The sequence below is a fragment of the Streptomyces sp. NPDC050147 genome (assembly GCF_040660195.1).
GTDB lineage: Bacteria > Actinomycetota > Actinomycetes > Streptomycetales > Streptomycetaceae > Streptomyces.
In genome coordinates this window covers 146,860-167,314 of sequence record NZ_JBFALJ010000003.1, presented here as the reverse complement: position 1 = coordinate 167,314, position 20,455 = coordinate 146,860, and the positions used below count along the sequence as shown (strand labels likewise).

The window sequence follows — 20,455 nt, the reverse complement described above, 5'->3', positions numbered from 1 at the left end:
GTGAGCACCGCTGTCGTCACCGGGCACCTCCGAGCCGGATGCGCGGGTCGATGACCGAATACGCCACGTCGACCAGCAGGTTGATGAGGATGTACGCGGCGGAGGTGCACAGCACCACGCCTTGCAGGGTCGCGTAGTCGCGGGTGAAGACGGCGTCGATGGTGAGCTTGCCGAAGCCGGGCAGGACGAAGATCTGCTCGGTGACGACCGCGCCCGAGATGAGATGGCCGAGCTGGAGGCCCAGCACGGTCACGACCGTGACCAGCGAGTTGCGCAGCGCGTGCCCTCCGATGACCTCGCGCCGTGAGAGGCCCTTGGCACGCGCGGTCCGGACGTAGTCGGCGGAGAGCGAGTCGAGCATCGCCGCCCGCGTCTGGCGCATCACCACGGCCGCGAGCCCCGAGCCGAGGACGATCGCGGGCAGCACCATGCGGCGCAGGTTGTCCAGCGGGTCGGTCCCGAAGGGCACGTATCCGGAGGCCGAGAAGACCGGCACGGCGATGGCGAACCCGAGGACCAGGACCATGCCGAGCCAGAAGGTGGGGATGGAGAGGCCGAGCAGGGCGAGGGCGTTGGCGAGCCACTCCTCGGGCTTGCCGCGTCGCACGGCGGCGACGATGCCCGCGCCGATGCCGACCGTGACGGCCAACAGCAGGGACAGGGCGGCCAGTTCGAGGGTGATGGGCAGGGCGGCGGTGATCGCGTCGGAGACGGGGGGCCCGGTGCGTGAGGAGGTCCCGAGGTCACCGGTGACGGCATGGCCGATGAAGCGCCCGTACTGGACGACGATGTTGTCGTTCAGGCCGTAGCTCTCCCGGATGGCGGCGAGCGCCTCGGGACTGCGCTCCTCACCGGCGAGCGCTAGCGCCGGGTCGCCGGGCAGCGCCCGGATGCCGGCGAAGACGACCATGCTGACGAGGACGAGCGTGATGAGGAACTGGCGGACGCGGGTGAGCAGGTAGGGCGTCATGGGGCTCATCGGGCGTACCCCGAAGTCGTGACGCGGACCAGGCCGTCCCCGTAGACGCGGACGCCCGCGACGTCCTTGCCCGCGACGATGTAGTTCTTTTGGCGGTAGAGGTGGACGAGCCCGCGCCGCTCCTGGGCGCGCCGGGTCAACTCCTCGTAGACCTCGGTGCGTTCGTCCGGGTCGGCTTCGGCTCGGCCACGCTCGACGAGCCGGTCGATGCCCGGGTCCGAGAGCCCGTAGGCGTTCATCGCGCCGCGCGTCTGGAGGAAGCTGGCGATGTTGCCGTCCGGGTCGAGCCGCCCCGACCAGCCGCTGGTGAAGGCGTCGTAGTGCCCGGAGTCGGTCTCCTCGAGCATCGTGGCGTACTCGGTGGGCCGCAGCGTGACCGCGAACCCCGCCTCCTTGGTCATGGCCTGCACCACCTGCCCGAGACGACTGTGCTCGGGCGTCGTGGACACCTTCAGCTCGATGCGCACCGGGGTCTTCACCCCGGCCTCCTTGAGCAGCCGCTCGGCCTTCGCGACGTCCCGCTTGGGGCATCGGGACGCCTTGACGCCGGGCGCGATGGCGGACTCGGGCGAGACCGGGCCGCAGGCGGGCTCGTACATGCCCTGGAAGACCACCTTGTTGATGAGGTCACGGTCGATGGCGAGCTCGAAGGCTTCGCGGACGCGCGGTTCGCGCGCGAGGGGCGTGTCGACGCGTCCCGGCTTCTCCCCGAGGCCCTTGACGTTTCCGACGTTGAAGCCGATGCCCTGGTAACCGAGCGAGGGTGAGTTGAAGAGCTGGAGGTCGGGCTCGGTGAGCGCGCTGCGTACGTCGACCGGTGTCATCTGGTCACCGATCTGGATGTCTCCGGAGCGCAGGTTGGCCAGGCGTACGTTGCCGTCGGGTATCGGCTTGTAGATCACCTTGTCGAGGTGGACCTCGGCGGCGTAGTAGTTCGGGTCCTTGGCGAGCACGATGCGGTCGCCACCGACGCGCTCCACGTACTTGAACGGGCCGACGCAGGAGGGGTGGTTGGTGAAGTTCTTGCCGTACTTCTTGAGCGCGGCCGGCGACATGACCATGCCGGAGCGGTCGGCGAGGACGGCCGTGAGGGGGACGTAGGCCTACTTGAGCGTGAGCTTCACGGTGTACGGTCCGGTCGCCTGCGCCCCCTTGAGCGGGGCGAGTTCGGTGGCGCGCGCGGAGCCCGCGAGGTCGCGGTGGCGCAGCAGCGATGTGACGGCGGCGTCCGCGTCCAGTCTGGTGCCGTCGCTGAACCGCAGGCCCTCGCGCAGGGCGAAGGTGACGGTGCGGCCGTCCTTCGACGTCTTGGGCAGGGCCCTGGCCAGCTACGGCAGAACGTATTTCGCATACAGTCCGCACACAAGAGGTCCGTCCGGATGCCGGACCGGGATGAAGATTGAATAACCGAGCGCGACAAATGGCTGCACGCTACACGCAAGGGGCTTTCCGTCCATCAAGGGACGACGTGCCGCGAGGCCCCTCGCAGTCGCCTCCCCGGGCCGTTGTCAGTGGGCCGCGCTAGTCTCCGGACAACTGACCGTTCCACCCCGTTCCGGGAGGTTTTCATGGTCTCGCGCCTCAACTCAACAGCTTCTCGGTGAGCCTCAGCGGAGACGACGAGGCGGAGCTGGATGGTCAACATCAGCCAGCCGCAGAGCTGACCGCCCGCCCACGAAGACACCCGGCCCGGCCGAGACCTTCAGGCCACCGCGTCCGGTGCCTCGCGCACGAAGAGGGTGACGGACACGCTCTCCTTGAAGCCGTTGCGCCGCATCAGCGTGGCGGACGCGGTGTTGCGCGACTCGACGTCGGTCACCACGGCGGTGGCACCGGCGGCGGTCAGCGTCGCGCAGCAGGCCTGCACCAGATGGCTGGCGACGCCCTGCCCCTGATAGGCGGGGGCACTGGCGATCCACTCCAGGTTCCCCCAGTCCGCCCGCTGATCGAATCCCATCGAGCCGCAGACGAACCCGGCGAGAGCGCCACCGTCGAGCGCCACCCAGCAGGAGGAGGCGTCGGCGTCCAGGTGCCGGGCGATCGCCGACAGCGACCAGGACGTGTACGGCTTCACCGAGGTGTCGTACAGCTCGCGTCCCAGGGCGAGTACGTCGGCCAGATGGGTGGGAGCCATGCGTTCGAGAACGATCGGGGACCGCTGGTGAGCGGCGGCGGCTGACATGGGGCCTCCCAGGTGGCGGACGCCGGGACCTGCGCGGGGACGGGACGGTGACCGGCTGCTTCTCACGCTATGAGGGCCGGGGGCGGCGCGCACGCCAGGGCCGACCGACAGATCATCGTGCGAGGGCCCACGGCGGGCGTGCGGAGTCCTTTAACAGACTGCCGTGGTGAGCGCCTATCGTGGTGCGCATGTCCGCTCCTGAGCTGATCCGCATCGTCTCCCGTTCCTCCCCCATGGCGCTGGCCCAGGTGGAGCGCGTACGCGCCGAACTCGCCGCGCTGCACCCCGGGATCCGTACCGAGGTCGTCCCGGTCACGACCTCCGGGGACCGCTGGATGGGGGATCTCGCGAAGCTCGGCGGCAAGGGCGCGTTCACCAAGGAGGTCGACGCGGCGCTGCTCGCCGGTGAGGCGGACCTCGCGGTGCACTGCGTCAAGGACGTACCGGCGGACCGGCCGCTTCCGGCGGGTACCACCTTCGCCGCGTTCCTCAAGCGCGACGACATCCGCGACGCGCTCATCCACCCCGGCGGGCTCACCCTGGACGAGCTGCCCGCGGGCACGCGCATCGGCACGTCATCAGTGCGCCGCATCGCCCAACTCGCCGCTTCTCACCCGGCGTTGGAGTGTGTGCCGATGCGCGGGAACGCCGGTCGCCGCATGGAGAAGCTGGCCGCGGGCGACGCGGACGCACTTCTGCTCGCGGTGTCGGGACTTGAGCGCATCGACCGTATGGACGTGGTCACCGAGGTCCTGTCGGTGGAGACGATGTGCCCGCCGATCGGCGCGGGAATCCTGGCGCTGCAGTGCCGCGAGGAGGACACGGAGACCATCGACGCCGTGACGGGCCTCGGCGACCCCGAGGCCTGGCGGGAGGCCACCGCCGAGCGCATGTTCCTGCACGTACTGCAGGGGCACTGCAACTCCCCCATCGCCGGGTACGCCCGCTGCGAACGCGGCGGCGACCTCTCGCTGCGCGCCCGGGTCTTCACCCCCGACGGCAAGACGGTCCTCAACGCCCACGAGTGGGCCGGGCCGCTCGACCCGGCCACGCTCGGCACGTCCGTGGCGGTCACGCTGCTGCGCCAGGGAGCGCGCGAGCTGATCGACTCCATCGCGCACTGACGGCGCCCCTGGGCGTGACGCGCCCGCCGGCGGCACCGATGCCGTCCACGTCGAGGCACGCGATGTCCGCCCGCGTGGTGGCCTGCGAGGGGCTTCCGCGCGATGGGGCCCACCAGTTCACAGCCCTCGCTGCGGACGGTGCCGCCGACCAGGACCAGCGGGACGGCCGGGCGCGGGACGGCCAACGGCCTGACCGCGGGGGCCCCGGGCGCCCTACGTAAGATCGACATCGCGTCATATTTCCGGATGGCCCTCACCGACTGCCGCCCCGACCGAAGGCCTCGCATGCACCGCTCCCGCCGCTCGCACCGCTCTCGCCCCGGTCGCTTGGCCGTCTGTGTCGCCGCCCTCGTCCTGACGGCCGCCTGCACCGCCGAAGACGGCAAGGACAGCCCGGCCACGGACCGCGCGGACTCCGTACGCGCACCGGAGGCCGACGCCGTCTTCGACTACCAGCTCGGCGGCCCCTACTCCCCCGGCGACGGCGTACAGGCGGTGTCCCGCGACCGCTCCGCCGAGCCGGCCGAGGGTCTCTACAACGTGTGCTACGTCAACGCCTTCCAGACCCAGCCGGGCTCCGCCATCACCTGGTGGAAGAAGACCCACCCCGACCTGCTGCTGAAGGACGGCGACGGCTCGCTGGTGATCGACGAGGACTGGGGGGAGCCGCTCCTGGACATCTCCACGCCCGGCAAGCGCCGGAAGCTGATGGACATCGTCGGACCGTGGATCGACGGCTGCGCGAAGTCGGGCCACGACGCCGTCGAGCCCGACAACCTGGACTCCTACGAGCGTTCCGACGAGCTCCTCACGCCCGAACACGCCGCCGCCTTCGCCACGTTGCTCGCCGAGCGGGCTCACAGTCGCGGCCTCGCCATCGCGCAGAAGAACACGACCGGCCTCCTCCCCGAGCGCGACCGCGTCGGTTTCGACTTCGCCGTCGTCGAGGAGTGCGCCGCGTACAAGGAGTGCGGTGACTTCGCCGACGCCTACGCCGACAAGGTCTTCGCCGTCGAGTACACGCGCAAGGACTACCGCAACGCCTGCGACGCCTGGGGCTCTCGCCTGTCCATCACGCTGCGCGACCGCGATGTCAGCCCCGAGGGAACGAGGGGGTACGTCTTCGCGCAGTGCTGACAGCAGCCTCGGAAGAACCCGGGCGCAACCCGCGGGTTGCGCATTGACGGCTGAGGTGCAACCCTGGAGTTGCATCCGATGGTGACGACGAAGGAGTCCCTCATGAGCGTGGACCGGATCGAACGCGACACCCTGATCGCAGCGCCCCTGGAGCGGGTCTGGTCGCTGGTGGCGCAACCCGGGTTCTGGGTGGCCGACAAAGCGAGCCTGCCCGGCACCGTGGCCAAGGAGGGCGAGTCGATGGTGGCGAAGAACGCCGAGCACGGCGACTTCCCGGTGCGCGTGGAGAAGGTCGAGCCGCCGACGTACCTGGCATACCGCTGGACCAGCGCGTTTCCCGGAGAAGAGCTGCGAGAGAACAACAGCACCCTCGTGGAGTTCACGTTGAGCCAGGAAGGCGACCAGACGCGGCTCCGCGTCGTCGAGAGCGGGTTCGCGGCGCTGGCCGGGTCCGAGGAGCTGCGCAGCGAGAACCTGAAGGACCACAGCAAGGGCTGGCCCCAGGAGCTCGACGCGCTCAAGACTCGCGCCGAACAGCCCTCCACGTGACGGAAGAACGTCACGGCGCCGCCGAGGTCGTCGACAGCGTCCTCGGCGCGCTGGCCGACCCCACGCGACGTCAGTTGCTCGATCTGCTGGCCGCACGCGGTGAGGCCACTGCCACCGTGCTCGCCGAACAGCTTCCCGTCTCGCGCCAGGCGGTGGTCAAACACCTCGCCGTCCTGGACGCCGCCGGGCTGGTTTCCGGCGGCCGGGTCGGACGCGAGGTGCGGTATGCGGTACGGCCCGCGGCGCTGGACACGACGGCACGGTGGATGGCCTCGCTCGCGGCCGACTGGGACCGGCGGTTGGCGAACATCAAACGCGTCGCTGAGGCAGCGGAGCGGGATGCGAGTTCCACCCGGCCCGACTGAAAAGGGAAGCGCCATGGACACGACAGCACTGCGCAGCGCCTACGACAGACTGCTCGACGCGGCGGCCACCCCCGACCTCGGCGACGCGGCCGACGGAGGATGGAACGCCGACCAGATACTGGCTCATCTCCTCAGCGTCGACGCCTCGATCGCCGCGGTCGCTCTGGGCGTCGTCGCCGGGTCTCGGCCCACCTTCGACAACCGGATCTCCCTCGACACCTGGAATCTCGACCGCGTGATCGCCGAGCACTCAGGCCGGGCGGATCTGATGGAACACGTCCGGAGCCAGGCCACCGTCCTGTGCGACATCGCCGACCAGCTCAGCGAGGAAGCCGCCTCGGTCCTGGTGCCGTCACTCCTGCTGTCCAACGACGCACTCGTCCTGGACAAGCCCGTTCCGCTGGCGGGCCTCATCGATGGCCTCAGCGAAGACCACGTACCCGCACATACGCGACAGCTCCTCGCTCTTCGCGTCGCAGGTTCTTCAGCGGGCGCGGCGGAGCGCACCGACGCGTCGCACCATCGGAACATATCGTTCCGGAGGACATAGACATATGCCACAAGCATCACCGCGTCGTGTGTTGCCAAATGCCTTACGAGCCACCCACCGCTGTGCGAAAGTCGTTAGCGGTCTATCCCGCCCGTTTGGTCGCACCGCACCCTCAACGGAGCACCTCATGCCGTCCCATGTCTTCGCGGACCGCCCTTCGGCCCAGCCGCCCGAGCGCGGCTCGGTCGAAGCGCTGATCACGCAGACACGTCGGCTCCGCGGCCAGGTCGACGCCGTACGCCGTGACGCCGTGCCCGACCAGAGCGACCCGCAGGGGCGCTGGCAACGCGCCCTGTGCGACCTGGCGGTCCGACAGCTCAGCGACCTGGACGACCATCTCGCCCAGTTGCGGGACGGACCCGCGCAACCGGCCGGGGAGCCCGCCGCTCCGGCCATGCCCCCGCCGCTCGAACCGCAGCGCGGGTCGCTGCTCAGCCGGGTCGGCAGCGCGGAGTGGAACCTCCTGAACGACGAGGCGAGTTGGTCGGGCGAGCTGTACCACATTCTCGGGCGGGACCCGGAAGCTCCCCCGCTCTCCCTCGACGAACTGCCCTCCCTGGTGCACGCCGACGACCAGCCACTGCTGACGGCCATGGTCACGGACTGCCTGATCGACGGCAAACCGATCGACGGCGAGTTCCGCGTCGTGCGCCCCGACGGCGGCGTCCGACAGGTGCACATGATGGGCGAGCCCGTGCTCGCCGCTGACGGCAGCACCGCCTCGATGTGGGCGGTCTTGCGGGACGTCAGCGAGCTGCGCCGCAGCCAGCGAGTGGTGCGCGAGACCCGTGACTCGTTGCAGCGCCAGCGGCACATCGCGCAGACAGAGCGCCGGCTCGCGGTCGAACTGCAGGAGGCCGTGCTGCCGCCGTGGCGCGGCTCCCTGCGGTTCCCGCACGGCGGACCCGCCTCGCTGGACCTCGCCGCGCACTACCTCCCCTCGTCGACGAGCGCACTGATCGGCGGCGACTGGTACGACGCGATGGAGCTGCCCGACGGCCAGTTCCTGCTCAGCGTCGGCGACCTCACGGGACACGGCGTCACCGTCACGTCGGGCATGGCGATGCTGCTCGGCGCGGTGCGCGGCATGGCGGTCGCCGGAGTCCGGCCCGGCCAACTGATGGGCTGGCTCAACCAGTTGCTGGACGGCACCACACAGCCCGCCCTCGGCAGCGCCGTCTGCTGCCAGTACGCCCCCGCGACCCGCACCCTCAGCTGGGCGCAGGCGGGGCACCCCGCCCCGCTGCTGTTCCGCGACGGGACGGGGCGCGCGCTGACGCCGCCGCGTGGAGTGATCCTCGGGGCGACGTCCGGAGCCACGTACGAACAGGCCGACGTGCAGCTCGTGCCCGGCGACCTGCTGATGCTGCACACCGACGGGCTGGTCCCCCGGCGCACCAGGGACGCGGCCACGAGCCGGCTGCTCGCGCTCGCGCCACGCTTCACGGACACGCGGGGTGCGCAGGACTGCGTGAGGGCGGTCATCGAAGAGTTCGGCGTGGCCCCACGTGAGGACGACGCCTGTCTGTTGATCGCTCGGGTGGGCTCTTGACCCCGGGTGGGCTCCTGACCCGCGCCCGAGCCGTGCCGGGTCCTAGACGCGGACCCGGCTGCCACCTCCGGACTTGGCCGCCGCCTTGGGCAGGGCCAGCTTGATCTCCTCGCGCAGGTCTTCGATCTTCGGGAAACCGGAGTACTGAGCCGTCAGGCGGTACATCTCACGCAGCCGGTCCCAGGTGCGGTGCGAGGAGTTCGACCCCATCGACACCAGCGCCAACCGTGCGTACCGATCGGCCTGCTCTGGGTCGTCGGCGATGAAGCACGCCGATGCCAGTGAGATGTAGTCGAAGATCTGCGAGCGGTCGCGGCCCTTGGCCCGCAGGTCGATGGCCTCCTTGGCGTGGCGCTGGGCGGTGTTGGCGGCGGACGCGTCGTGATCGGCGAGGGTGCGGAAGGCCAGGGCCTGCATGCCGTGCATGTCCGCCTCGTCGAACATCTGCATCCAGTCGGGCGGAGGCACGTCCCCCTTGTCGGAGACGAACAACTCCTCCGCGATGCCGAGCGTGCGGCGCATCGCCTGCCCCTTGCCCATCGATGCCTGTGCCCAGGCCTCGATGGTGTAGAGCATGGCCTGCGTGCGCGGCAGCATCTCCTCGCCCGAACCCGACTGGGCGAGCTTCATCAGGTCCAGGGCGTCGTCGGGACGCCCCAGATGCACCATCTGGCGCGCGGCCCGGGACAGGGCCTCACCGGCGCGCGGCCGGTCACCGCCCTCGCGGGCCGCGTGCGCGGCGATCACGAAGTACTTCTGTGCCGTGGGCTCCAGGCCGACGTCGTGCGACATCCAGCCCGCGAGGACGGCGAGATTGGCAGCGACGCCCCACAGACGGCGCTGGAGATGGTCGGGGTGCCGGTAGGCGAGCATGCCGCCTACTTCGTTGAGCTGTCCCACGACAGCCTTGCGCTGGAGCCCGCCGCCGCGGGAGGCGTCCCAGGCCCGGAACACCTCGACGGAGGTCTCCAGTTCCTCGATCTCCTGCGACCCGATGGGGGCTGCCTCATAGCGGTCGAACCCGGCGGGGTCGGCGTGCAGGGGATGGTCGGTTCGGGGGGCGTCGGCAGCGAGCGCCGGATCGGTGTGCAGCCAGTCGTGCATGGCGCCGGTCAGTGCGGAGCCGGCGGCGAGCGCGGCACCCGCGCCCACCAAGCCGCGTCGGTTGAGCATGAGGTCCATTCCCGTGAATTCGGTGAGGACCGCGGCTGTCCGTTCGGGCGCCCACGGCATGCCGTCGGGGTGCTCCACACTCCCGTCGCCACGCCGTTTCCCCACGCGCCCGTGCCGGACCAGACCAAGATCCTCAATGGTCACGACACGGCCGAGACGCTCGGTGAACAGAGCCGCCAGCACCCGGGGCACCGGATCGCGCGGGATTTCTCCCGTGTCGATCCAACGCCGTACCCGCGAGGTGTCGGTGGCCAGCTGCGGGTGGCCCATGGCCGCCGCCTGCCGGTTCACCAGTCTCGCGAGTTCACCCTTGGACCATCCTGCCAGGCCGAACAGGTCCGAAAGTCGGGTGTTGGGTTGTCCGTTCACGTCAAGCCCCCAGGTTCTCGGCTGAGTTGACAGTAACCCTCTGTCAGTTGCTGAGCGACTATTCGCCAGGGTTCGCCAGGGTGCGCCACATGGTGTGCCAGGGGACGCCGGGTGTCAGGTAGGAATGCGCCACCCCGACCCGGGCCACCGCGGGACATTCCCCAGGGTGCTCCCAAGGGGCCCGGGGCGGGAGGCGCCGCAATTCGCAGGCACACGAAGGGATCTGTATCGCCCATGTACACAGCATCGTCCTCCGTGTCCGCTCCGCCCCGGCCGCTGCACAGCCGACAGCCCGGCAGCGGCCCGTATCTGGAACCCGCGCGTCCCGCGGCCGGATCGCTCGGCGCCGGGCGAGCGCGACGCGTTCCGGGGGCCGGCACGCAACCGCTCAGCGGGAGACTCGACTTGTCAGGCCCCCAGGGGGCGCAACTGCGCACCGCGATCGCCTCGGTGCACCGCATCTGTCCGGAGTTCAACCCCGTACAGGTGCTCCGCCGCAGCGGACGCACCGTACTGCTGGTGGGAACCACAGGACGCAGCACCGCGATCGCCAAATGCCTACTGGACCACTCGCCCGCGTGGGCCGAGCGGATCCGGCACGAAATAGCGGTATACCGCTCGTTCGTCCGGCACCGTCCTCCCGTCCGGGTCCCTCGGCTCATCGCCGCGGACCCCGAGGACTGCACGCTGGTGATCGAGCGGATGCAGGGACGCGTCGCCGCGCTGTCCCGCCATCCCGTGGAGCCGCCGCCGCGCGCGGACGTGCGGTTGGCGCTCAACGCCATCCGCCACCTCAACCGGTGGCGTCCACCGCAGGAGCTGTTCGGCCGCCCCATGGACTACGGCAAGCGGATCAACCGCTTCCATGAGCTGGGGCTGCTCACCGACCGGGACATGGGCGACCTGCAGAAGCTTCTGCACGGCATCGCACACTCGGCCGGGCAGCACGGCACGTGGCAGTTCTGCCACGGTGACGCGCTCCTTTCGAACATCCTGCTGTCCCCGGCGGGCCCGGTGTTCGTGGACTGGGAGCACGCGGGCTGGTATCTGCCGGGCTATGACCTGGCGACGCTGTGGTCGGTGCTCGGTGACGCCCCGGTCGCGCGGCGCGAGATCAGTCAGCTGGCGCAGGAGCAGGGTCCGGCGGCACGTGACGCGTTCCTGGTCAATCTGATGCTGGTACTGACCCGGGAGATCCGTACGTACGAAATGGCCGTGCAGCGGTCCATGCACGACGCGTCGCCGGCGGCGCCCGGACCGGCCCATCCCGGTGCCGCGCCGTCCGGTGAGGAACAGCGGCTGCTGCTGAGGCGATTGCACGACGACTGCCAGCTGGCCCGCCGGGCCGTACGCGCGGCTGTCGGCACTCGCTGACCCGGGGGGAAGAAGGCCCGCAGTGCGCCTTGGACAGCGGCGCACTGCGGGCTTTCGTATGCCCCCGGCTACTTCCGGGTGACTATGACGTGGTGAACTGCACCGCGTCCACGTCAAAGGCATTGTTCTGCGGCGACTTGAAGACCATGTACAGCTTGTGGGTGCCGGGGGAGAGAGCTTTGACCTGTCAGGGTCGCAAGTAGCTTCCACTGTGAGCGAGTTGACGGGGCTCGGGCGATCGACGGTGTCGCAGCGGGTGGACGCGTTGATCGCGCACGGCTTCGTCACGGAGGAGGCGGACGGCGGGTCGACGGGCGGCAGGCCACCGCGGCGCCTGCGCCTGCGCACGCGCGAACACGCCGCGGCGGGCGTCGACCTGGGCGCGTCGCACTGCCGGGTCGCCTTCCTCGACATCGGCGGCGAGATGCTCGCCCTGCGCGAGGACCCCCTCTCCATCGCGGACGGCCCGCAGGAAGTGCTCGGCCACGTGGAGCGGACACTGCGCACGCTCCTCGATGAGACCGAGCGTGATCCCTCGTCGCTCCAGTCCATCGGGGTCGGGGTGCCGGGCCCCGTGGAGTTCTCGACGGGCCGTCCGGTGGATCCGCCGATCATGCCGGGCCGGCACCAGTTCCCCATCCCGGAGTTCTTCGCCGAGCAGTTCGGCCCGCGGGCCCTCGTCGACAACGACGTGAACGTGATGGCGCTCGCCGAGCAGCGCCGCGCCTTCCCCGACACCCGCTATCTGCTCCACATCAAGGTGGGCACGGGCATCGGCTGCGGAATCGTCGCCGACTGCCGGCTCACCGGGGTGCGCAGGGCAGCGCGGGCGACATCGGGCACATCCGGGTGGGTGACATCGAGGAGCCCTGCCGGTGCGGCAACTCGGGGTGCCTGGAGGCGGTGGCGGGTGGTGCGGCCGTCGCCCGCAAGCTGTCCGGGCTCGGCCTGGAGGCGACCTCGGGCAGCGATGTCGTACGTCTGGTGAAGTCCGGCAACCGCGATGCCGTCCGCATGGTGCGCGAGGCGGGCCGTGCGGTGGGCGAGGTGCTGGCGGGCCTGGTGAACTTCTTCAACCCGGACACGGTGGTGGTCGGCGGGGCGCTGGCCGCCGTCCACGACCAGCTTCTCGCCGGCGTGAGGGAAGCGGTGTACCGCCGCTCGCACCCCTTGGCCACCCATGTGCTGCGGATCGAGCCGAGCCGCACCGGCGAGAACGCGGCGGCGATCGGCGCGGGCATCCTCGCCGTCGAGCACGCGCTGTCCCCGCGGCAGGTGAACCGGGCCCTTTCGGGCGCGGCCCGCTGAGAGAAATCACCCCGCCCCCTCCCCCGAACAGGTGGACCGGACCTCTGACACCGCGGCCGGTCCGCTCGTCGGCCCGCAGGACATCGGCGCTGCTCATTGGTCCAATCCACTGACGCGTCGCAGGCCGTGCGGCTTCCCGGGGGAAACCCGCCGGAACCGGCGCTGACATGGGAGATCCCCTCTCCTGGGCATGATTGACGGATCGTCGGAGAGCCGGTACCACTGACGCACGCCCGGCCCCGCACGCCCCGTCACGCTTCACCGTCCCAGGAGGCCGCATTGCGAGGATCCGCCACCGCCCGTACCCCTGCCGCGCGCAGACGCGCTGTCAGGACCGCGGGCGCCCTTGTCTCCGCCGGCCTGCTGCTTCCGCTGCTCGGTGCCGCCCCGTCCTCCTCCTCGCCGGGTGCTCCCGGGGCGGGCGATGACCTGCAGGGCGCCTTCGCGACCGCGGCAGCCGAATACCGCGTACCGCAGAGCGTGCTGCTCGGAGTGTCCTATCTGCAGTCCCGCTGGGACGCGCACGGCGGCGCGCCGAGTGTGACCGGCGGGTACGGCCCGATGCATCTCACCGACGCGCGCACCGCCATCGCCGCCGCCCCGCACCACAGCGAGGGCGACGAGGACCCGCGCGGCGACGAGTCGCGAGGCGTCCTCAAGCCCAAGGAGTTCACGGCCGAGGTGCCGAAGAACTCCGAACTGCCGGCGCGTCTCAAGACGTTGCCCCGCGCCGCCGAGCTCAGCGGGCACTCCGCCGAGCAGCTGCGCACCGACCCGGCCGCCAACGTGAGCGGCGGCGCCGCCCTGCTCGCCGCCGCGCAGAAGAAGCTCGGCAAGCCGCTGAGCGACGACCCGGCCGACTGGTACGGCGCGATCGCCCGCTTCTCCGGCGCGGACGACCAGGCCACCGCGGCGACGTACGCCAACGACGTCTTCGCCGTCATCCGCGACGGCCAGGAGCGCACCACGGACGCCGGCCAGCGCGTGGCGCTCGGGGCGGTCAGCGGCCTGGAGCCGGATGCCGCGCAGGTGCGGGGCATGGGGCTGCGGAAGGCGCCGAAGGGCGAGACCGAGTGCCCGTCGACCGTGTCGTGCGAGTGGATCCCTGCGCCGTACGAGGAGTTCAAGGACCCGCAGGGCAACGACGACTACGGCAACCACGACCTGGCCGACCGGCCCAAGAGCCAGAGCATCGACACGATCGTCATCCATGACACCGAGGGCCGCTGGGAAGGCGTCCTCAACATGGTGCAGGACCCCACGTACGTCTCGTGGCAGTACACCCTGCGCTCCACCGACGGCCACATCGCCCAGCACGTGAAGGCGAAGGACGTCGCCTGGCACGCGGGAAACTGGTACGTGAACTCCAAGTCGATCGGGTTGGAGCACGAGGGCTTCCTGACGGCGCCCGACACCTGGTACACGGAGGCGATGTACCGCTCTTCGGCTCGCCTGGTGACGTATCTGTCGAAGAAGTACGGCATTCCGCTGGACCGTCAGCACATCATCGGCCACGACAACGTCCCGGGCACGCTGCCCTCGACGATCGCGGGCATGCACACCGACCCCGGCCCGTACTGGGACTGGCAGCACTACTTCACGCTGATGGGCAAGCCGTTCAAGCGCACGGCGGGCCCCAGCGGCGGCCTCGTGACGATCGCTCCCACCTACTCCAAGAACCGGCCGGAGTACACGGGCTGCGTCAAGCCAGGCGACACATGCGTGCCGCACGGTTCCGCCGCGGTGCGCGTCCACACCGAGCCGCGTGACGACGCTCCGCTCATCAAGGACATCGGCCTGCGGCCCGGCGGCGGCGACTCGACGACCGGCGTGAACGACATCGGTGCCCGCCTGTCCACCGGCCAGCAGTACGCGGTCGCCGATCGCAGGGGCGACTGGACCGCCGTCTGGTACCTGGGCCAGAAGGCCTGGTTCAAGAACCCGAAGAAGCAGCCGACGGCCGTCGACGCGAAGGGGCTCGTGGTGACGCCGAAGGGCGACGCCAAGGAAGTCCCGGTCTACGGGCGCGCCTACCCGGAGAAGGAGGCGTACCCGGCGGGCGTCCCGGTGCAGCCGGTCACGCCGCTGCCGTACAAGCTCCTCGCGGGTCAGAAGTACGCGGTCGGCGCCAAGGTGCCGGGCGAGTACTTCTACGCGCCGACGTTCGACACGGCGCCGCACAAGGTGGTGCGCGGCAAGGACATGTACTACGAGATCCAGTTCGGGCATCGCGTGGCGTATGTACGTGCGGCCGACGTGCAGGCGGTGTCCTCGGGCTCGTAGTACACCGAGGACGGTCGGGGCCGGGTTCGCGTGGGAGCGGCCCGGCCCTGACGTCTGCGCGCGGTCGGCGCTCAGTCGAAGACGTACCGCTGTCCGGCCCGCGCCTTGAAGGTCTTCTCGCCGCCCTTCAACAGGCTGCTGCGCACGGTGAGTTCGCGGGTGCGTGACGCGGTGAGCACGATGCGCGTGGCCTTTCTGCCCGACCACTCGATGTCGAGGCGTGCCCCGCCGCGTGCGCGCAGGCCCCGCACCGATCCCTCGGGCCAGCTCGCGGGCAGCGCGGGCAGCACCTCGATGACGTCGAACTGGCTCTGCAGGAGCATCTCCACGATGCCCGAGGTCGCCCCGAAGTTGCCGTCGATCTGGAACGGCGGATGGGTGTCCCAGAGGTTCGGCAGCGTCGAGGTCTTGAGCTGTTCGCCGAGCATCTTGTGCGCGTGGTCGCCGTCGCGCAGCCGCGCCCAGAAGTTGACCTTCCACGCCTTGGACCAGCCGGTGCCGCCGTCGCCGCGCGCGGTCAGAGAGACCTTCGCGGCGTCGGCCCACTTGCTGCCCGGCTGGATCTGGCGTCCGGGGTGCAGGGCGTAGAGGTGGGAGACGTGCCGGTGGTCGTCGGCCTCGGAGTCCAGGTCGGCCTTCCACTCCTGGAGCTGCCCCCACGATCCGACGCGCAGGCCGGGGTCGAGCTTGCCGAGGGTCCTTTCCAGTTCGGCGCGGAAGGCGGCCGTGTCACCGAGCACGCGGGCGGCTTCCAGGGTGTTGGTGAGCAGATCGTGCACGATCTGCTGGGCCATGGAACCACCCGCCGTGAAGTCGCCGTGCTCCGGCGAGTAGCTGGGCGTGACGACGAGGGTGCCGTCGCGGGGGTCGGTCCGGAGGTTGTCGAGCCAGAACTCGGCGGCCTCCTTCATCGCCGGATAGGCGGTGGTGCGCAGGTATGCGGTGGAGCCCCCGAACCGGTAGTGCTCGTAGAGCTGCGCGGTGAGCCAGGCGGCCGCCTCGGGGAACCAGAAAGCGGTCGGCCAGTCGTGGACGCCGGTGAAGCCGTAGGGATTGGTCTCGTTGTGCACCACCCAGCCCCGGGAGCCGAACATCTCCTTCGCCGTGCGCCGCCCCGGCGCGCGCAGTGCCTCGACGAAGCGGTCGTACGGGGCGGTGGTCTCGGCGAGATTGGCGGCCTCGGCGAGCCAGTAGTTCATCTGGAGGTTGATGTTGGTGTGGTAGTCGGCCGACCAGGGCGGGCTGGTGCTGTTGTTCCACACGCCCTGGAGGTTGGCGGGCAGCGAGCCGGGGCGTGACGAGGCGATGAGGAGGTAGCGCCCGTACTGGAAGAAGAGCGCTTCGAGGGCTCGGTCGGCCGGGCTCGCACTTGCCGTGTATCCCTTGAGCAGCTGGTCCGTGGGGACGTCGGTGGGAGCGGCCTGGCCTATGTCGAGGCCGACTCGGCCGAAGAGGTCGCCGTGGTCGCGCAGGTGGCGTGCGCGCAGCGTGCCGTGGCCGCGGGTGACGGCCTTGTCCACGGTGTGGGTGACATGGGCGTGCGGGTCGTCGCCGCGGTAGTCGGGGTAGGTGTCGGCGTAGTCGGTTCCGGCGGCGAGCACGAACCAGACGTGGTCGGCGCCGCTGACGGTGATGCTGCCGTCCGCGTTCGCCGTGCGGGTGCCGCCTTGCTGGACGACGCGCAGCTGCGCCTCGAACTTCAGCCCGTTGTCCGCGAGTTCACCGCGTACGGCGATCCGGTCGCCCGCGGCCTTCGCGGTGAAGTCGGCGCGGGGCGAGGTGTGGCGCAGGGTGCAGCTGACGCTCGCGGGGCGGTCGGCGGTGAGGCGCCCGACCAGTACGCCGTCCGGGTGGGAGGCGAAGAACTCCCTCTCGTGGCGCACCTTTTGGTGGGTGTACGTGACGGTCGCCAGGCCCTTGCGGAGATCGAGGGCGCGGCGATACGTGGCGTCGGGTGCGTCCGGGGCGCCCGGCATGTCGAGGTGCAGGTCGCCGAAGGTCTGATGGGCGCCGTAGCCGCGGCGGGACTGGCCGAGGCCGGCCGCGACGGCGTCGGGGGTGAGTGCGCCCTTCTCGTCCAGCTGCCCCCGCACCGCGTCGAGGGCGCCGGGTCTGGCCTCGCGCCAGTTGCCGTGGTCGTAGCCCTCGCGGGAGCCGGGGCCGCCGGTCCACAGCGTCTTCTCGTTGAACTGGAGCCGCTCGGAGGGGAGGGTGCCGAAGATCATGGCGCCGAGCGCGCCATTGCCGATGGGGAGGGCCTCGCGTTCCCAGTCCGCGGCAGGCGTCGCGTACCAGAGCAGCGATTCATCGGAGGTATCACGCTCTTCGGGCCGCCTCTCGACTGCGGACGCGGTAGCGGTTTGCGCGCCTCCACCTGCCGCTAGTACGGCTGCTCCGCCTACGGCGGACTTCATCGTGGTTCTTCGCGAGATCCCGGGAGTCATGACGGGTCACGTTAAAAGTCCGATGACTGGCCTGGCAAGGCGCATGACAAAACCCACCCCTCCGGCAGAAGGGGTGGGCGGTCGGCCTGCGGTGGTCCCGGGTGTGTCAGCCCTGCTGGAAGAGCTCCGCGGGCAGCGGCTTCAGGAGTGCGTACAGATCGTCGGTGATCGGCCGGTCCCAGGCGGCGATGGTGACGAGGACGCCGTCGCTGCGGTCGAACTGCACGCAGGAGATGCGGCTTTCCGAGAGCTTGAGGCGGCGCACGATGAGGAGGTTGTCGCCCTGCATCACCGGCATGTCCTCGGTGGTGACGACGGTGACCTCCTCGTCGTTCTCCAGCGCGAGCAGCAGCTGGGCCACCTCGAAGGGAACCTCGTCCTCGGCCGTCTCGCGCGCCGGGGAGCCCTCGGGCAGATTGCCGATGATCATCGCGGGGCCGCGCCCGCCGAAGAGGTCGTAGCGCAGAAAGACGCCCTGGCAGCTGCCGTCGGGGGCGGGCAGCAGACCCGCGCCGAGGTTGCCGGGCCAGTCACCCGGGTCCATGGCCAGGACATCGAAGTCCGGGCCAGCGGGAGTGGCGGAGCTGCGGCGGCGGAGGAAGGACATGCGCCAATGGTACGTGGCCCGCGACGCTTGTCGGCGCGGGGGCGGCGCCGCGCACGAGGCGGCCGGCGGGCGGGACGGTGTCGCGCGCGAGGTCAGCGGGGGTGGTGGGGCGCGAGCGCGGCGGCGAGAGCGGAGCGGTCCGTTCCCACTTTCCGGCAGACGGCGGACAGCGGCCGGACAGCAGCCGGACAGCAGCCGGACGACGGCCGGCTCGTCCGTGTGCGGCTCCTCGGCGGTGCGGGCGGTGGACTCGCCGCGGACGGCGGACCAGCCGCGGACGGTGGACCAGCCGCAGACGGTGGACTCGCCGCGGACGGTAAGCGCCGCCGCGGTGCGCTCGCGCGCGGTGAGCGTGTCCGTCTCGGTGCTGTGCGGCGGCAGAGGGGATCGGCGGCATCCTTGGTCGCCCGGCGTGGCGCGGTTCAGCGCCGGACGGACCGGCGCACAGACGGGTTCGTTCGCCGTGGCGAGCGCGCACCCGAGGGCGTCATGGGTTTCGGCGAGCAGGGAAGTCCTGCCAGGCCCGCGCGCCACGCGAAGGCGACGCGCGCACCGCAGGCCCTGCCCGGCGCCTCGGGACGTCCCGCGACAGGCTGCACACATCACTCAACACCTGCTCGGACTCCGCGAGTTGACCTTCGCGCACGGACAATGGGTCCGCTTGCCGTAGGTGCCGTGATGCACCATGGGACGCCCCGCAACGGCCACAGTGAGGCGGCAGTCCATGGTCATCCACTGCGGATGGAAGGAACTTCACGTGACGGTCGGCACCGAGAACGTACTCAACTACTGGCACGGCGGCCTGAGCGACGTCCCGGACGAGGTGTGGCACCACTCGTCCCTGGAGGTCCTGCTCCTGCCCGACAACGCGCTCACGCGGCTCCCCGCCCGGATCGGCACCCTGACCTCGCTGCACACACTGGACCTGGGCCACAACCACCTGACGGAGCTCCCGCCGGAGCTGGGTGACCTGACGGGCCTGAGCCGTTTCCTCTACGTCCACGACAACCGCCTCTCCGCGCTGCCGGACTCCTTGGGCCGTCTGAAGCGGCTGACGTATCTCAACGTGGGCGAGAACCGGCTGACGGCGCTGCCGGACACGCTGGGCTCACTCGACGCCCTGGTGGAGCTGCGCGCCCAGCACAACCGCCTGACCACGGTCCCTTCGTCGCTCGGCGGGCTCGCGGCCCTGCGCGAGCTGTGGCTGCGTGGCAACCGCCTCACGTCGCTTCCCGCCTCAGTCGGCCGTCTCGGCGAACTGCGCGAACTGGATCTGCGCGAGAACGCGTTCGCGACGGTGCCGCAGGCCCTGCGTGGCCTGCCCCTGCTGCGGAGACTCGATCTGCGGGCGAACCGCCTGCGCGAGCTTCCGCCGTGGATCGGCCACCTGCCCGCGCTGGAGAAACTGGACCTGCGCTGGAACGAGGTCTCCGTGCCCGACTCCCTGCTGCGGAGGCTGGAGGGGCGCGGCTGCGTGGTGCTGCGCTGAGGAGTGAGCCCTTGAGCCCCTGAGCCCCTGTTGCGCGAGGCCGTCCTTACCGCGACTTCTGAGGCACCACGGCCACCGCGCCCTTCGCGTGCAGCAGCACCGCGTTGGTCACCGATCCCATCAGCCTCCCCAGCGACCTGCGGCTCTGGTGGCGCCCCACCACCACGAGGTCCGCCTCCCGTGAGGCGTCCACCAGGATCCCCGCCGCGTCTCCCGGCAGGACCTCCCTCTCGACGCTCACGTTCGGATACCGCTCCTGAAAGGGCGCGAGCTGCCGGCCCGCCAGCTCCGTGTACTGCGCCGCGGTCGCCGCGTCCGCCTCCGCCGAAGTCACGAAATCGCCGGTGGCCGTGTAGACGAGGACGGGCCCGGGGTAGGCGCAGACGACCCGGAGCACCGCGCCCCGCAGATCCGCCTCCGCGAAGGCGAAGCCGATCGTCTCCTCGTGCGGGGAGAGCACGTCGAGCCCGAGCACCACACACGGCCCGGCGCCCGCCGTGATCCCGTCGCCCGGTCTCACCACGACCACGGGACACGCCGCCTCCCGCGCGCACGCAAGCCCGTTCGAGCCGAGCAGCAGACTGGTGAAGCCGCCCCGCCCCCGCGACCCGAGGACCAGCAGCCGCGCCTCGTCACCGAGCGGCGCGATGTCCCGCCCCGGGGCGCCATCCACGACCTCGACCGTCAGCGGAGGCAGATTCGCCCGCCCCTCCAAGGCACCCCGCACCCGCTCGACGACCGGGTCGGAGTCGAGGCGGTGGTCGATGGTCGGCATGTACGGACCGTCGGCCAGCGGCAGCGCGTACTGCCGCACGTGCACGATGCGCAACGGCGCGTTCCGCAGCCGCGCGGCGGTCAGTGCCCATTCCAGGGCGTGGTCGCTGCCGGCCGACCCGTCGACGGCCACGACGACAGGTTCGTCGAAGGCCGCGGCGGGTTCAACGGGCGCATCGTCACTCATGGCTTCCTC

The 20,455-nt window shown here is 70.7% G+C and carries 15 protein-coding genes and 2 pseudogenes; 10 read left to right on the top strand and 7 right to left on the bottom strand.

Annotation, left to right across the window (positions count from 1 at the left end; all coding sequences use genetic code 11):
- Window positions 1-16 precede the first annotated feature (16 nt).
- From AB0I94_RS07300 to AB0I94_RS07290, 3 genes and pseudogenes are all read right to left on the bottom strand, one after another.
- Complete coding sequence (locus tag AB0I94_RS07300; protein WP_363308715.1) at window positions 17-970, bottom strand: ABC transporter permease; 954 nt, start codon at window positions 968-970, stop codon at window positions 17-19.
- Between the two features lie 5 nt (window positions 971-975).
- Window positions 976-2,295: pseudogene (locus tag AB0I94_RS07295) on the bottom strand (ABC transporter substrate-binding protein).
- 386 nt (window positions 2,296-2,681) lie between these two features.
- Window positions 2,682-3,161, bottom strand: coding sequence for a GNAT family N-acetyltransferase (locus AB0I94_RS07290; protein WP_363308455.1), 480 nt, complete (start codon window positions 3,159-3,161; stop codon window positions 2,682-2,684).
- A gap of 188 nt (window positions 3,162-3,349) precedes the next feature.
- Between AB0I94_RS07290 and hemC the strand changes: the two genes are divergently transcribed.
- The 6 genes from hemC to AB0I94_RS07260 all read left to right on the top strand — a co-directional run bounded on the left by hemC (window position 3,350) and on the right by AB0I94_RS07260 (window position 8,438).
- Window positions 3,350-4,285, top strand: a complete 936-nt coding sequence (gene hemC, locus AB0I94_RS07285; protein ID WP_363308454.1) for a hydroxymethylbilane synthase — start codon at window positions 3,350-3,352, stop codon at window positions 4,283-4,285.
- A 102-nt stretch (window positions 4,286-4,387) separates the two neighbouring features.
- Complete coding sequence (locus AB0I94_RS07280; protein ID WP_363308453.1) at window positions 4,388-5,422, top strand: endo alpha-1,4 polygalactosaminidase; 1,035 nt, start codon at window positions 4,388-4,390, stop codon at window positions 5,420-5,422.
- A gap of 102 nt (window positions 5,423-5,524) precedes the next feature.
- A complete protein-coding gene (locus tag AB0I94_RS07275; protein ID WP_363308452.1) occupies window positions 5,525-5,971 on the top strand; it encodes an SRPBCC domain-containing protein in 447 nt (148 codons plus the stop codon).
- On the top strand, window positions 5,968-6,336 hold the full coding sequence (locus AB0I94_RS07270; RefSeq protein ID WP_363308451.1) for a metalloregulator ArsR/SmtB family transcription factor: 369 nt from the start codon (window positions 5,968-5,970) through the stop codon (window positions 6,334-6,336). Before AB0I94_RS07275 ends, AB0I94_RS07270 begins: the two co-directional genes overlap by 4 nt.
- A gap of 13 nt (window positions 6,337-6,349) precedes the next feature.
- Window positions 6,350-6,886 (top strand): hypothetical protein, encoded by a 537-nt coding sequence (locus tag AB0I94_RS07265; RefSeq protein ID WP_363308450.1) that lies wholly within the window; start codon window positions 6,350-6,352, stop codon window positions 6,884-6,886.
- Window positions 6,887-7,013: 127 nt separating this feature from the next.
- A complete protein-coding gene (locus tag AB0I94_RS07260; protein ID WP_363308449.1) occupies window positions 7,014-8,438 on the top strand; it encodes a SpoIIE family protein phosphatase in 1,425 nt (474 codons plus the stop codon).
- A gap of 42 nt (window positions 8,439-8,480) precedes the next feature.
- Here the strand turns inward: AB0I94_RS07260 and AB0I94_RS07255 are convergent, their stop codons facing one another.
- Entirely contained in the window at window positions 8,481-9,980 is a 1,500-nt protein-coding gene (locus AB0I94_RS07255; protein WP_363308448.1) for a hypothetical protein, read from the bottom strand.
- Between the two features lie 234 nt (window positions 9,981-10,214).
- Between AB0I94_RS07255 and AB0I94_RS07250 the strand changes: the two genes are divergently transcribed.
- The 3 genes and pseudogenes from AB0I94_RS07250 (at window position 10,215) to AB0I94_RS07240 (ending at window position 14,945) form a co-directional block, all read left to right on the top strand.
- Complete coding sequence (locus tag AB0I94_RS07250) at window positions 10,215-11,354, top strand: aminoglycoside phosphotransferase family protein (protein ID WP_363308447.1); 1,140 nt, start codon at window positions 10,215-10,217, stop codon at window positions 11,352-11,354.
- Between the two features lie 424 nt (window positions 11,355-11,778).
- Window positions 11,779-12,662, top strand: a pseudogene (locus AB0I94_RS07245) (ROK family protein).
- Window positions 12,663-12,941: 279 nt separating this feature from the next.
- A complete protein-coding gene (locus AB0I94_RS07240; RefSeq protein WP_363308446.1) occupies window positions 12,942-14,945 on the top strand; it encodes an N-acetylmuramoyl-L-alanine amidase in 2,004 nt (667 codons plus the stop codon).
- Window positions 14,946-15,016: 71 nt separating this feature from the next.
- Here AB0I94_RS07240 and AB0I94_RS07235 read toward each other — a convergent pair whose 3' ends face one another.
- Entirely contained in the window at window positions 15,017-17,359 is a 2,343-nt protein-coding gene (locus tag AB0I94_RS07235) for a glycoside hydrolase family 95 protein (protein ID WP_363308445.1), read from the bottom strand.
- A 136-nt stretch (window positions 17,360-17,495) separates the two neighbouring features.
- Window positions 17,496-17,996 carry a hypothetical protein gene (locus AB0I94_RS07230; protein WP_363308444.1) on the bottom strand — a complete coding sequence of 167 codons (501 nt, stop codon included), beginning with the start codon at window positions 17,994-17,996 and terminating at the stop codon, window positions 17,496-17,498.
- A 757-nt stretch (window positions 17,997-18,753) separates the two neighbouring features.
- Here AB0I94_RS07230 and AB0I94_RS07225 point away from each other — a divergent pair.
- Window positions 18,754-19,485 (top strand): leucine-rich repeat domain-containing protein, encoded by a 732-nt coding sequence (locus tag AB0I94_RS07225; RefSeq protein WP_363308443.1) that lies wholly within the window; start codon window positions 18,754-18,756, stop codon window positions 19,483-19,485.
- A 46-nt stretch (window positions 19,486-19,531) separates the two neighbouring features.
- On the opposite strand, the gene AB0I94_RS07220 is transcribed toward AB0I94_RS07225, so the two are convergent.
- Window positions 19,532-20,446 carry a universal stress protein gene (locus AB0I94_RS07220; protein ID WP_363308442.1) on the bottom strand — a complete coding sequence of 305 codons (915 nt, stop codon included), beginning with the start codon at window positions 20,444-20,446 and terminating at the stop codon, window positions 19,532-19,534.
- Window positions 20,447-20,455: the final 9 nt, after the last annotated feature.

What these genes read in the sequence shown, in the direction of transcription:
- AB0I94_RS07300 (WP_363308715.1), bottom strand. Translation starts at nt 970, where the DNA reads ATGACGCCCTACCTGCTCACCCGCGTCCGCCAGTTCCTCATCACGCTC.
- AB0I94_RS07250 (WP_363308447.1), top strand. Translation starts at nt 10,215, where the DNA reads ATGTACACAGCATCGTCCTCCGTGTCCGCTCCGCCCCGGCCGCTGCAC.
- AB0I94_RS07235 (WP_363308445.1), bottom strand. Translation starts at nt 17,359, where the DNA reads ATGAAGTCCGCCGTAGGCGGAGCAGCCGTACTAGCGGCAGGTGGAGGC.
- AB0I94_RS07220 (WP_363308442.1), bottom strand. Translation starts at nt 20,446, where the DNA reads ATGAGTGACGATGCGCCCGTTGAACCCGCCGCGGCCTTCGACGAACCT.
- AB0I94_RS07230 (WP_363308444.1), bottom strand. Translation starts at nt 17,996, where the DNA reads ATGTCCTTCCTCCGCCGCCGCAGCTCCGCCACTCCCGCTGGCCCGGAC.
- AB0I94_RS07265 (WP_363308450.1), top strand. Translation starts at nt 6,350, where the DNA reads ATGGACACGACAGCACTGCGCAGCGCCTACGACAGACTGCTCGACGCG.
- AB0I94_RS07290 (WP_363308455.1), bottom strand. Translation starts at nt 3,161, where the DNA reads ATGTCAGCCGCCGCCGCTCACCAGCGGTCCCCGATCGTTCTCGAACGC.
- AB0I94_RS07280 (WP_363308453.1), top strand. Translation starts at nt 4,388, where the DNA reads ATGGGGCCCACCAGTTCACAGCCCTCGCTGCGGACGGTGCCGCCGACC.
- hemC (WP_363308454.1), top strand. Translation starts at nt 3,350, where the DNA reads ATGTCCGCTCCTGAGCTGATCCGCATCGTCTCCCGTTCCTCCCCCATG.
- AB0I94_RS07275 (WP_363308452.1), top strand. Translation starts at nt 5,525, where the DNA reads ATGAGCGTGGACCGGATCGAACGCGACACCCTGATCGCAGCGCCCCTG.
- AB0I94_RS07260 (WP_363308449.1), top strand. Translation starts at nt 7,014, where the DNA reads ATGCCGTCCCATGTCTTCGCGGACCGCCCTTCGGCCCAGCCGCCCGAG.